This is a genomic window from uncultured Salinisphaera sp., assembly GCF_964012375.1.
In the GTDB taxonomy this organism is placed as follows: domain Bacteria; phylum Pseudomonadota; class Gammaproteobacteria; order Nevskiales; family Salinisphaeraceae; genus Salinisphaera.
Window position 1 is genome coordinate 36,489 of record NZ_CAXGSH010000013.1, and the last position, 12,627, is coordinate 49,115.

Sequence of the window (12,627 nt, forward strand, 5' to 3'; positions counted from 1 at the left end):
TTATTACAGCTATGGAGCTGCTCAAGAAACTCGAAATCCTGGCGGACGCCGCGAAATACGATGCCTCCTGTGCGTCGAGTGGCACCCGCCGGAGACACTCGCTGGACGGCAAGGGCGTTGGTTCGAGCGAAGGCTCGGGCATCTGCCATGCCTATGCGCCGGACGGGCGTTGTATTTCGTTGCTCAAGATCCTGCTGACCAATTTCTGCGTCTACGAGTGCAGCTACTGCATCAATCGTAATTCGTCGAATGTGGCACGGGCGCGCTTCACGGTCGACGAAGTGGTGCGCCTGACGCTGGACTTCTACAAGCGCAACTATATCGAAGGCCTGTTCCTGAGTTCGGGGGTGATCCAGAGCCCGGACTACACCATGGGCCAGCTGGTGGAAGTCGCGCGCCGGCTGCGTATCGACCACGATTTTCGTGGCTATATCCACCTCAAGACCATTCCGGACGCCGACGGCCAGCTGCTCGCCGATGCTGGCACCTATGCCGACCGGCTGTCGATCAACGTCGAATTGCCCACGCGGATCGCGCTTGCCGATCTCGCGCCGGAAAAGGATCATCGAACCATCAAGCTGTCGATGGCGCGTATCCGGGCGCGCCAGGACGAATATGCCGACAGCCGGCGCGAGGCGCGTCGAACGTCGAGTCTGTCGCCGCGGCGAGTCGCCGCGCCCCGATTCGCGCCCGCCGGTCAGTCCACGCAGATGATCGTGGGTGCCGAGCCGTCCACCGATGCCCAGATCCTGTCCACCACGGCGAATCTGTACTCCGCCTACAAGCTCAAGCGGGTGTATTTCTCTGCCTTTTCGCCTATTGCCGATGCCTCGGCCAAGCTGCCGGCCCGGCGTACGCCGCTCATGCGCGAACACCGGCTGTACCAGTCGGACTGGCTGATCCGCTTCTATGGTTATGGCCACGACGAAATAACGGCCGGCAGTGACGATCTGGCGGCCGCAGGCATGCTCGATCTCGATGTCGATCCGAAGCTGGCCTGGGCGTTGCGCAACCGCGGTTATTTTCCGGTGGATCTCAACCGGGCCCCACGCGAACAGCTACTGCGAGTACCCGGCCTCGGCGTCAAATCGGTACAAAAGCTGCTCAAGATTCGACGCTGGCAGAAGATACGTCTTGAAGATCTCGTGGCATTGAAGGCCAGCGTCAAGAAAGCCATGCCGTTCGTGGTTTGCGCCAATCACCGCCCGGCCCTGTCCGAAGCGCCCAGTGCCGTGCTGCGGGCCCGCTTTGTGCCCGCACGCGCCGCGCAACAGGCCTTCGATTTCTAGATGAGTTTCCAGGTTTCGCTATTCGATTCCGCCTCGACCGCCGATGATCAGGTGGTGGCGAGGTTCTCGCCGGATTTCGCCGGCTGGCAGGGCCGGGCTCGCCAGCTGCTGGCCGACGATATGCCGCCGGAGCGCGTCTGGTGGCAGCCGAGCGCGGAATCACAGGATACGAAAGTCTCGGTGCCTGCCGACAAGCCGGCAGCGCGGCCGGCGGGGCGGGTGCCCAGGGCCTTCGTCGACCAGGCCCGCGCGGTGGCCTGCCATGTTGACGACGATCGCTGGGCGCTTTTGTATCGGCTGCTGTGGCGGCTGACCCACGGCGAACGCCATCTGTTGCAGCTCAGCGGCGATCGCGACGTGGTGCGCCTCAGGGCCTATGCCAAGGCCGTACGGCGCGACGTGCACAAGATGAAGGCGTTCGTTCGTTTTCGCGAAGTCGATGAGCCGGGCGCTGCCGATGCCGAGCCGCGCTATGTCGCCTGGTTCGAGCCCGAGCATTTCATCGTCGAGTACGTCAGCGGCTTTTTCAAACGCCGATTCGCCAACATGCGCTGGTCAATTCTCACCCCGTTCGGCTGCGCGCACTGGGAAGGCGAGGGCGATGTCTGGTTTTCGCCGGGCACCGACAAGTCGGCCGCGCCCGAGGGCGATCGGCTGGAGGCTGCCTGGCAGACCTATTACCGCAGCATATTCAACCCCGCCCGGGTCAAGATTCGCGCGATGCAGTCGGAAATGCCGCAGAAGTACTGGAAGAACATGCCCGAGGCGCATCTCATTCCATCGCTTCTGCGCGATGCGGACCGGCGCGTGCAGGCCATGGAGGCCAACCGCAGGCACAGCGACGAACTGCGCTGCGGGCCGCGCCCGGCAAGCCCGGACGCCGACAATGCCGCGGCGGTTGAAGCCAGCGCGCCCGCCTCGCTGGAGCGCCTCGCCCTGCAGGCGACGACCTGTCGCAGCTGCCCGCTCTGGCAGCCCGCCACCCAGACCGTGTTCGGGGAAGGCCCGGCCCAGGCGCGCGTGATGCTCGTAGGCGAACAGCCCGGCGATCGCGAAGATCTTGCCGGCCGGCCGTTCGTCGGCCCGGCCGGCCAGCTGCTCGATCGCGCGCTGGCAGCGGCCGGGATCGCGCGGGAGCGGGTGTATCTGACCAACGCCGTCAAACATTTCAAATTCAGTCCACGCGGCAAGACGCGCCTGCATGCCACCCCGAGTGAAACCGAAGTCATGGCCTGTCGCCCCTGGCTGGACACCGAGATCGGCCTGGTGGCGCCGGAGCTCGTGATTTGCCTGGGCGCCACCGCCGGGCGCTCGCTGCTCGGTGCCGACGTGCGCGTCAGCCGTGATCGCGGCCGGTTCATCGACCACGACGGTCGGCGCTATCTGCTGACCGTGCATCCGTCCTATCTGCTGCGCCGCGGCGCGGCTGCGGCGAACCATAGCGAATACGCGCGTTTCGTTGCCGATCTGGCAAAAGCCGTCGATTGGGTCTGATTCGAGGATCGAAAGTCCGGCGTTTTCGTAGTGGGCTCGAAACCTCGATTAGCTCGACCGCTTTGCCCGATGAATCGACAACGCGCTCGCTTCGACTCGCGCACCGCACGCCGGGCGTGCATGATCAGCGCTGCAATACAGCCGCGGATGGTCGAATCGTATGGCAGACAAAGGCGAAAGCGCACGCAGCAATCTGTTGGGGCAGTTCGCGAGCCTCAGCGGCAGCCTGTCGAAGAAGGCGCTGGGCGCGCTCACCCGCCGCGTGGGCGGGCTGACGCTGGATATCGGGCGCACCATCATTCTCGATCGCGCCCAGCGGCGGCTGTTGTCCGACGAGCAGCGCGCCTGGATGAAACGCGCCGGCGAGGCGATTCAGGATGCCCGCCAGACCGCGGGGCTGTCGCTCGACGAACTCGCCAACGCTTTGGACGTCGAGGACAAGACCGTGCTCCAGGCCATGGAGCAGGGCTCGGCGACGGTGTCGTTCGATCTCATCCTGCGCCTGACATCGCTGCTGGCCCGCAACGATCCGATTCCGTTTCTCATCCAGCTGGTGCGTGGTTTCAACCCGCGTCTGTGGGCTCTGGCCGAGGACTGGGGCGTGGGCCGGTTGCCCGGCATGGTCGAACGCGATCGCCAGTGGATGAATATTTATCGCGGCAACGAAGCCGCGCGCCAGCTGCCCCAGGCCGATTTCGAGCGGGTCATGGCGTTTTGCGAGAGTGCGCTCACGATGGCGGTGCAGTTCCAGCAGAGCACGGCGTCGCGCGGCACGGACGACGACACCGCCGGCAGACGCCGCGGCTAGCTGCGGCTATCGCGGCGGCTACCGGCTTGAAACCGGCGTAAGCAACGGCACTATCCGTACATAAATCCTGTCACGAGCCGAGCGATGCAAACGCTCAAGATCGATCTGGTGTCCGATGTGGTCTGCCCTTGGTGTGCCATCGGCGATGCGCGCCTGCAGCAGGCGCTGGCGCTGCTGAATGATGAACTCGCGGTGGAAGTCGAATGGCATCCGTTTCTGCTCAATCCGGACGTGCCGGCCGAGGGCCGCGATATTCTTGAGCATCTGAGCGCGAAATACGGCCGTAGCGAGGCCGAGATGAAAGCCTCCCAGCATGAGATCACCGCCGCGGCACACGAACTGGGGCTGAATTTCGAAAAGGCGCTCGAGCGCCGTTCGTGGAACACGTTCGCAACGCATCGCGTGCTGGCGTACGCCAAGGAGCAGGGCTGCGACGCCGCGTTCAACCGGGCGCTGTTCGAGGCCTACTTCGGTCGCGCGCAAAACCCCACGGACCCAGCGCTGCTGGCCACGATCGGCGAATCGCTGGGGCTCGATGGCGGGCGCATCCGCGAAATCGTTGCCGGCGATGCCTATGCCGAGCAGGTGGAACACGAAATCGGCTACTGGCAGTCGCTGGGCGTATCGTCGGTGCCGTCGTTCATCGTCGCCCACAAGTATCTGCTGGCCGGCGCCCAGCCGCCCGAGACATTGGCCGATGCCCTGCGCCAGATCGCGGCCGAGCAGGTCGAACAGGGCTGATCAGGCCTGATCGGGCGTCGGCTCGGGTGGGCGTGACGGCTCGGGCACTTCGTCTTCGTTGATACGGGCACGCACGTTCGGCAGATAGTCCGGATAGTCGCGCTGCACGAAATCCAGCAGCGCCTCGCGCATGCGACAGCGCAGATGCCACAGCGCGATGGAATCGTTCGAGCTCATCAAAAAGCGTATTTGCATGGCGTGCTCGCCGGCCTCCACCACCTGGGTGGTGCCGATGAGTTCGTCCCAGGCGCTGTCGGCTTTGAGCAGGCGTTCGAACTCGGCGCGCAGCGGCGGCACCGGCATGCGATAGTCCAGCCACATGAATACCGTGCCCATCAGGCTCGTGGGCCGGCGCGTCCAGTTCTCGAAGGGGTTTTCGATAAACCACTGCAAAGGCACCACCAGGCGGCGCAAATCCCAGGTGCGCAGCACGACATAGGTGATGGTCACTTCCTCGACCCAGCACCATTCGTCCTTGAACTTGAGTACGTCTTCGATCCGAAAGGGCTGCGATAACGCGATCTGCAAGCCCGCCAGCAGGTTCGAAAGCACCGGCCGCGCGGCAAAACCGATGATCAGGCCGCCGATACCGGCCGAGGCGAGCAGGCTGGTGCCCAGCTGGCGAATCGAGGGAAAGGTCATCAGCGCGGTAGAGATACCGATGATCGCCACCAGCACCGTCAGGCCGCGGGTGAGAAAACGGGCCTGGGTTTCGAGCTTGCGCGCCGAGTGGTGCCGGCCTTCCACGGCCGGGTTCAGGCTGACGATGAGATCGCCGATGGCCGTGATCGCACAGAGCGCGGCCCAGGTCAGTGCCAGGATCAGGCATAGGCTGTTCATATGCCGAATGGCCGCGATCCAGGGGATATCGTCCGGGCTGGCATGCCAGACCGCCTGCAGGGTCAGGAAGAACACCACCACCGCGCCGGGCTTGTCGCACTGGCGCAGGAATTCCCGGGCGACGGTATGCCGCAGGGTCAGCCGATAGGCGACCTTGATCAGCAGGACATAGACGATGGTCACGACGATCGCCGAGGCGGCGCCCGTACACAGCGCCAGCGCCCAGCGCCCGGCCGGGGTATCCAGACTTTCTAGCATTCGATGCGTTTCACGTACGCGGACTCCGCGGTAACGGTACGGGCGCCGCGATGCTTGAAGCGCCCGATCCGGTTTTCACTCACGACAGCTGTCAGTTAGCGAAATCCGTGCCAGGCGTCTCCCGCAAGCGACGTTCGCCCTTGCTATGGGGTGTATCGCCCATTATGACCGCAGCGTGGCTCGAACGAGCACGCCGGCCCGTATTCGCTCGCGCATCGACGCAGGATTTCAGCCCGCGCCCATATCGGGCGCGCCCGGCCGGCCCCGGCCGGTACCGGCGCGGCGATCAGGCAAGCGCGGTGCCCAGCGAATACACGGCCATGCAGGCGCCCAGCAGCAGTCCGCCGGCGAGCACGACCAGCGTGGCGTTTACGCAGTACTTGATGGTGGTGTAACGCGCCGGATGCGTGTGCTTGAGTTCGCGCGTGTTCGCCAACACGGGCGCGAGGCCTGCGAATACCCGGTTGGCCAGGCCGCGCTTGTCCTCGGCGGTGTTGGGCACGAGCGTGGCCCGCATGATGGCCTTGTAGAAGAAATTCACGACCGGGCCGACCACGCGCGTCGGCCGCTCGACATCGCACATCAGGATGACGCGATCCTGTTCGGCATCGTTATGGGCGTAATGCAGATAGGTTTCGTCGAACAGCAGCGTCTCGCCGTCGCGCCAGGAATAATCCTCGCCGTCGATATTGATATAGCAGGCGTCGTCATTGGGCGTGGCCAGGCCCAGGTGATACCGCAACGAACAGGCCGCCGGGTCGGCATGACGCGTGAGTTTGGAACCGGCCGGTAACACCGAGAACATGGCGCCATTCACGCAGGACACGCCTTCGAGCAGGCGCGTGGTCCGTGGGCATAGACGCTGGGCCGAGTTGTGGGTGGTGCCATACCAGCGCAGATAGAACTTGCGCCAGCCGTATTTGTAGAAGGTACGAAAGCCGATGTCGTAATAGGCCGCCGACTCGGTGGACTGGGTGTCTTCGAAGGCGTTGCTGCGATACAGGGCGAGGGCTTCTTCGCGAATCACCGACCAGTTGCGGGCAATCACGTCCAGCTCGGGAAAGCGCGCCGTATCGGCGATCGGCTTTTGCGCCCGGGGCTCGGTAAACAGGTACAACAGGCAGTTGAGCGGGCTGAAAATCGGCCAGCCCTTGCGCAGATACTGTTTGAAGCTGTCGTATCGTACGTTGCCGCGAAGGCGGTACACATAGAACATGGAGCCGGTCACAAAGACCAACAGCCCCGCGAACATCCACAATAAGGGCATAACAACTCCTTTTTCGTGGCCTGCGATATGTCCCGGTCGACCACTTGCCTCGTAGGAGCCGCTACTCTGCGACGGCCGGTGTTAGTACGGCGTCAAGCATGTACAGGCCAATGACCGCGTCGGCCGACAGCGCGGCGATCTGGGCGTAAACGCAGGCGGTGCGGCGCCGTTTCGTTTATTTTTAGCGCGCGAAAATGGGCGTGGCCCGCTGCGCGTGGGCAAAGCCGCGTTGCCGCGAGCAGCGCAAACAAGGAGTCAGAGCGTGGGAATAGCAAACAGTCGGCGGGCACGTGCCGCGGGCTTGGTACTGGGTGCTTGTGCGGCCGTGTTGGCCAGCGGCTGCGCCTGGCAGGCCGCCCAGTTCTGGGTGGCGGGCGAACAGGTCGAACTACGCGACACGGATGCCGACGCACGCCCGGCCGCCCGCGAGGCGCCCAAGCTGCTGCTGGTGGCCATCGACGGCATCGATCGGCCCCTGCTCTACGACATGCTGCGCGCCGGCGAGCTGCCCGAGATGGCGCGCCTGCTGGGCGACGAGGGCAGCCACGAGTTCGCCCATGCCTGGTTCGAGGACTCGATCGTCAGCGTGCTGCCTTCATCGACCGCCGTGTCCTGGGCCACCACGGTCACCGGCGCCAATCCGGCCGAGCACGGCGTGGCCGGCAACGAGTACTTTGTTCGTGCGACCGGCGAGTATGCCGCGCCCGTGCCGGTGACGATTCCCGAAGCCACGCAGGTATTCAAGATCTATACCGACGGCTATGCGAACGATCTGCTGGAAGTGCCGACCATCTATGAACGCCTGCGCGAAACCGACCCGGGTGCGCGCATCTGGGTAGGCATGCATCAGTTCTATCGCGGTGCCGATCGTCTGATCCTCACCGACCGTACGGCCATGCTGGATGCCTTTCAGAGTTTGTTCGCCGAACATGTGGCCGGCCAGCTCACCGGCGCGCAGTCGCTATCGCTGTTCGAGGAGCTGGACGCCGAGGTCATCGAGAACATGGACGACCTCATCGAGGACGAACCGGCCGCCGATGTCATCACGATCTATCTGCCCGGGCTGGATCACTACGCCCATATCACCGACGCGGACCCGGACGTTTCGCGCCGCGACTACCTCAAGAAAGGCCTCGAGCCGATGATGGCCGACCTCTACGAAGCGCTGGAAGAGGCCGGCGAGCTCGACGATCGCTATATCGTGATCACCTCGGACCACGGCCATACCGGCGTGCTGCACGACGACGCGCACTCGCTTTCGACCGACGGCGCGGGCGAGCCGCCCAACGTGCTCGAAGCCGCCGGCTTTACCCTGCGTCCCTATGCGCTGGATATCGATGACGACGTATTCTTCGATGCCGTGATCGCCTACCAGGGCGCGCTGGCCTATGTATACGTGGCCGATCGCACCACCTGTGCCACCCGCGATACGCCCTGCGACTGGACCCAGCCCGCGCGCGCCGCGGATATCGAAACCGCGGCCGAGGCGTTCTATCGCAACAACGAAGACGGCCTGCTGGTACCGGAAATGCGGGATACGCTGGACATGATCCTGGTTCGCATCGCGACCTCCGACAGCGACGCCGAACAGGTATTCGAGGTCTATACCGGGCACGGCAAGACCCAGCCGATCGCGGACTATCTGGCCGCCCATCCGCATCCGAACTATGTCGATATGCCGCAAAGGCTGCACGATCTGACGGTGGGCCCGCACGGTGATCGCGCCGGCGATCTGATCCTGGTCGCTCACAACGGCGATCGCGAAGACCCGGCCCAGCGTTATTATTTCGCACCGCTTTATCATTCCTGGCACGGCAGCCCCTCGGCGCGGGATTCCGAACTGCCGTTGATCGTCGCTCGGCACGGTGAAACGCGCGAGGCGCTGCGTCGTATCGTGGAGACGACGTTCGCCGGCCGCCACGACCAGCGTCTGATCGCCGATCTGCTGCTGCGTCTACGCCAGGGTGCGCCTGCCGGCGACGCCGCGCCGCACCGCTAAGCATGACCGATTCTGGATACAACGCGATCGAAACCGCCATTCTGGAGGGCGTTGACGCACGTCGGCGCGGTGCCACGATCTGTCCTTCCGAAGTCGCGCGGGGCCTGTGGTCGGCGAACGAGTGGCGAGATCATATGGACGAGGTGCGCGCAGCGGCCGCGCGGCTGATCGATGCAGGCGAGATCGTGGCCACGCAGGGCGGCTGGCCGGTGAATATTCGCAACGCGCGTGGGCCGATCCGTCTCGGCCGCCCGACTGAGGGCGGCCCCTAGCCGGTACCGGGCACGGAACGAGGCCCGGCTCAGTCCGGGCGCGTGTTGTCCGGCGCGTCGTCGCCGCTATCAACGGGCGGCTGTGGGGTGGGCGGTAGACTGCGATGCCAAACGTCGAGCTGCGGAAAGGCGATGGTGACATCGTGTTCGCGAAAAGCGGCGTCGATAGCGAAATTCAGGTCCGAGACCACGAAAAAGCGTCGGGTCACATCGCGGATGAAACAGCGCAGCTCGAAGTCGAGAGTGGAATTGCCAAAGCCGCGGAACAGGGCCACCGGTTTCGGCACGCCGCCACGCCCATCGCTGATGACGTCCTTGTGCTCGTCGGCGACTTCCAACAGGAGCCGTTCCACCAGTCGCACGTCGCTGCCGTAAGCCACGCCGACCGGACAGCCGATCCGCCCGTAGCGATCGCGCAGGTTCCAGTTCTTCAGGTGCAGGGTCAGCAGCTCGGAGTTGGGTACGACCACGGTCGTGCGTTGCAGCGTCTCGATCTCGGTCGCACGAATACGAATCCGGCGGACGAAGCCTTCGGTTTCGCCCACGGTGATGTAGTTGCCGCGCCGCACCGGCTGTTCGAACAACAGGATCAGCCCCGAGACGAAGTTGTTCACGATCGTCTGCAGCCCGAAGCCGATACCCACCGACAACGCGCCGGCGATGAACGCCAGCTTGGTGAGGTCGAGGCCCACATAGCTGAGCACCACGAGGGCCGCGATCACGAACAGCACGTAGCCGGTAATCGTGGCCACCGCCTCGCGGGTATGGGTTTCCATGGGCGTGCGCGCCAGCCACTGGTTCTCCATGCGCCCGGTCAGCCAGCGGATGACGGTGGCCAGCAGTACCAGCAACAGGGCACCCATGATGAGCTGGGCCGGCACGATCTGGACCTGGCCGAGGTTGAACCCGGTCCAGGCCAGATGCCGGAGCATGTCGAAGCTCGCGCGGGACAGCCCCCAGATACCCAGTAATGCCAGAGGCACGGCCAGCCATATGGCCATATGCAGGAGTGCGGCGACGAGGTCGGCTTCGCGAAAGCGTTCGCCGTCTTCCACGTTGAGCCAGCGCCGCAGACGGCGCTGCCATACGCGATGGCCTTCATTGAGGCCGGTGGCGAGTCGGTCGGTCCAGCGGCTGGCAAGCCATGCCAGCAGAACCGTGGCCAGCGTCAGCGCAATTTGTGGGATCGGCAGTCCGTTCCAGTGATCGGTACGCCACCAGCCATACAGGGCAGCCGCAGCCGCAACGCAGGTGGCAACACATAGCAGGGCCGTGATGCCCGCGCCCAGACGTTTATACATGCAGGTTATCGATACCCCGAAAAAGCCGATGACACACAGATGATACGACCGTAGCGGCCTGCGCGGTGGCCCACAAGCGCAGCGCCGCCCCTGCGACCGCGTCGTTTGCAGCCGGGCGTCGCGCCGACCAATCGCGACGGGTATGGCAAGTATCTTGCAGTAAGCGCTGTCGATGTCGCACCGGTACGCGGCGGGGCGCGCGTTACAACGCCCGGGCGACAGAAACTCACGTCATCAAGGGGAACACTGTGGAAAAGAAAGACATGACCCGGGCCATTCTGGATGCCAAGAAAGCCAAGGGACTGCGTTGGGATGAAATCGCCGCCGAGATCGGCATGGCGCCGGTATGGACGGCCACTGCCTGCCTGGGCGAAGCCTCGGCGACCGAAGAACAGGCCCAGAAGATCACGGCCGTGCTCGACCTGGGCGACGACGTCGCCGATGCATTACAGGAATGCCCTCTGAAAGGGCAATGGATGGACAAGACCATCCCCAGCGATCCGCTGCTCTATCGTTTCTACGAGATTCTGTCGGTATTCGGCCCGGGCGTGAAGCAGTGCATTCACGAAGAATTTGGCGACGGCATCATGTCGGCGATCGATTTCACCATCGACGTGGCGCGCGAAGAACATCCCAAGGGGGATCGCGTGAAGATCGTCATGAACGGCAAGTTCCTGCCCTATGTGCGCTGGTAGCACCGCGATGCAGCGCTCTATTCCGGTGCAGTCACCTCGTTTCAGGGAGAACCCATGTCGTATCTAGAACCGGCGGAATTCGTCAAGAAGATGGTCGATTCCGGCGAATCCAAAATCTATATGGGCCGACGCGACACCATCGTGCGTGCCTATATGGCCGGCGCGATCCTGGCGCTGGCCGTGGTCTTTGCGGTCACCATCACCGTGAACACGGGCAACCCGCTGCTGGGCGCGGTGCTGTTCCCGGTCGGCTTCTGCATGCTTTACCTGATGAAGTTCGACCTGCTCACCGGGGTGTTCATGCTCACCCCGCTGGCCTGGCTGGACAAGCGCCCGGGCGTGACCATCCCCCGGGTGCTGGAAAACTGGGGGCTGGTGTTCCTCGGCAATCTGGCCGGCGCGCTCACGGTGGCCGTGATCATGTCGATCAACTTCACCTACGGCTTTTCCGTACCGGTCAACGAAGTCGGCCAGACGATTGCACACGTCGGTGAAGGCCGTACGCTCGGCTACAAGGAGCACGGTTTCGGCGGCTGGATGACGCTGTTCATCCGCGGCTGTCTGTGCAACTGGATGGTGTCGATGGGCGTGGTGGGCGCCATGGTGTCGACCTCGGCCACCGGCAAGATCGCAGCCATGTGGATGCCGATCATGGTGTTCTTCTATCTCGGCTTCGAGCACTCGGTGGTGAACATGTTCCTGTTCCCGCTGGGGCTGATTCTGGGCGGCAGCTATACACTGGGGGACTACATCGTCTGGAACGAGATTCCCACCGTGCTGGGCAATATCGTCGGCGGCATTTCGCTCACCGGGCTGACGCTGTATTCCACCCACGTGCGTACCCAGGCACGGCGCGAGATCGTTTGATCGCCGCGCGTTTATGCCGGCAACTCACGGGGCGGGCCATCGGTTCGCCCCGTGATCCCGTATCGAGCGCGTTGCGCCAGCGAGTGATGCGGTCATGAACACGTCGCTTGCCATCACCGCCGGTCAGGCTACCCAGGCCGGTCGCAAACCGCGCAACCAGGATTTTCACGGCCTGCGCCTACCCGAGGGGACGGCATTGCAGTCCAAGGGCATTGCCCTGGCCATCGCCGACGGTATCAGCAGCAGCGATGTGGCCCATATCGCCAGCGAAACCGCGGTGTCGAGTTTTCTCGAAGACTACTATTGCACCTCCGATGCCTGGTCGGTTCGTAATTCGGCACAGCGCGTCATTACCGCCATCAACGCCTGGCTGTATGCCCAGACACGCCAGAGCCAGTATCGCGAAGATGCGGATCGCGGCTATGTGTGCACCTTCAGCGCGGTGGTGTTCAAGGCCGCAAGCGCCTATCTGTTTCATGTCGGCGATGCGCGTATCTATCGCCTGCGCGATGGCGCGCTCGAACGCCTGACCGAAGATCATCGTATCCGCATGTCGCGCCATGAAAGCTATCTGGCCCGGGCGCTGGGCATTAACAATCAGGTGGAAATCGACTACCAGCGACTCGCGATCGACGTGGGCGACGTGTTCATCCTCGCCACCGACGGCGTCTACGAATACATGGACGATGCCACCCTCATCGATACCGTGGCCTGCCACGGCGATGCGCTGGAAACCGCGGCGCAACGCATCGTGGACATGGCCTACGAACACGGCAGCCACGACAACCTCACCGTG

At 64.0% G+C, this 12,627-nt stretch carries 12 protein-coding genes; 9 read left to right on the forward strand and 3 right to left on the reverse strand.

What is annotated here, in order from left to right; translation table 11 throughout:
• Nucleotides 1-11 precede the first annotated feature (11 nt).
• The 4 genes from ABNU97_RS04025 (at nt 12) to ABNU97_RS04040 (ending at nt 4,332) form a co-directional block, all read left to right on the forward strand.
• On the forward strand, nt 12-1,289 hold the full coding sequence (locus tag ABNU97_RS04025) for a putative DNA modification/repair radical SAM protein (RefSeq protein WP_348765464.1): 1,278 nt from the start codon (nt 12-14) through the stop codon (nt 1,287-1,289).
• Nucleotides 1,290-2,783, forward strand: a complete 1,494-nt coding sequence (locus tag ABNU97_RS04030; protein ID WP_348765465.1) for a UdgX family uracil-DNA binding protein — start codon at nt 1,290-1,292, stop codon at nt 2,781-2,783.
• Between the two features lie 160 nt (nt 2,784-2,943).
• On the forward strand, nt 2,944-3,591 hold the full coding sequence (locus tag ABNU97_RS04035) for a helix-turn-helix transcriptional regulator (protein WP_348765466.1): 648 nt from the start codon (nt 2,944-2,946) through the stop codon (nt 3,589-3,591).
• Between the two features lie 84 nt (nt 3,592-3,675).
• A complete protein-coding gene (locus ABNU97_RS04040) occupies nt 3,676-4,332 on the forward strand; it encodes a DsbA family oxidoreductase (protein ID WP_348765467.1) in 657 nt (218 codons plus the stop codon).
• Here the strand turns inward: ABNU97_RS04040 and ABNU97_RS04045 are convergent, their stop codons facing one another.
• Entirely contained in the window at nt 4,333-5,430 is a 1,098-nt protein-coding gene (locus tag ABNU97_RS04045) for a mechanosensitive ion channel domain-containing protein (RefSeq protein ID WP_348765468.1), read from the reverse strand.
• Nucleotides 5,431-5,716: 286 nt separating this feature from the next.
• Nucleotides 5,717-6,697, reverse strand: coding sequence for an aspartyl/asparaginyl beta-hydroxylase domain-containing protein (locus tag ABNU97_RS04050; RefSeq protein WP_348765469.1), 981 nt, complete (start codon nt 6,695-6,697; stop codon nt 5,717-5,719).
• A 262-nt stretch (nt 6,698-6,959) separates the two neighbouring features.
• On the opposite strand from ABNU97_RS04050, the gene ABNU97_RS04055 reads away from it, so the two are divergent.
• Nucleotides 6,960-8,696, forward strand: a complete 1,737-nt coding sequence (locus ABNU97_RS04055; RefSeq protein ID WP_348765470.1) for an alkaline phosphatase family protein — start codon at nt 6,960-6,962, stop codon at nt 8,694-8,696.
• Between the two features lie 2 nt (nt 8,697-8,698).
• Nucleotides 8,699-8,968 (forward strand): DUF3253 domain-containing protein, encoded by a 270-nt coding sequence (locus tag ABNU97_RS04060; protein WP_348765471.1) that lies wholly within the window; start codon nt 8,699-8,701, stop codon nt 8,966-8,968.
• Between the two features lie 29 nt (nt 8,969-8,997).
• Here the strand turns inward: ABNU97_RS04060 and ABNU97_RS04065 are convergent, their stop codons facing one another.
• On the reverse strand, nt 8,998-10,269 hold the full coding sequence (locus ABNU97_RS04065) for a mechanosensitive ion channel domain-containing protein (protein WP_348765472.1): 1,272 nt from the start codon (nt 10,267-10,269) through the stop codon (nt 8,998-9,000).
• A gap of 248 nt (nt 10,270-10,517) precedes the next feature.
• On the opposite strand from ABNU97_RS04065, the gene cynS reads away from it, so the two are divergent.
• The 3 genes from cynS to ABNU97_RS04080 all read left to right on the forward strand — a co-directional run.
• Nucleotides 10,518-10,964 carry a cyanase gene (cynS, locus tag ABNU97_RS04070; protein ID WP_348765473.1) on the forward strand — a complete coding sequence of 149 codons (447 nt, stop codon included), beginning with the start codon at nt 10,518-10,520 and terminating at the stop codon, nt 10,962-10,964.
• A 54-nt stretch (nt 10,965-11,018) separates the two neighbouring features.
• Nucleotides 11,019-11,831: a formate/nitrite transporter family protein gene (locus tag ABNU97_RS04075; protein ID WP_348765474.1), complete on the forward strand. Its 813-nt coding sequence runs from the start codon at nt 11,019-11,021 to the stop codon at nt 11,829-11,831.
• Between the two features lie 94 nt (nt 11,832-11,925).
• Nucleotides 11,926-12,627 (forward strand): PP2C family serine/threonine-protein phosphatase (locus ABNU97_RS04080; protein ID WP_348765475.1); only part of this gene is annotated, 702 nt, incomplete at its 3' end.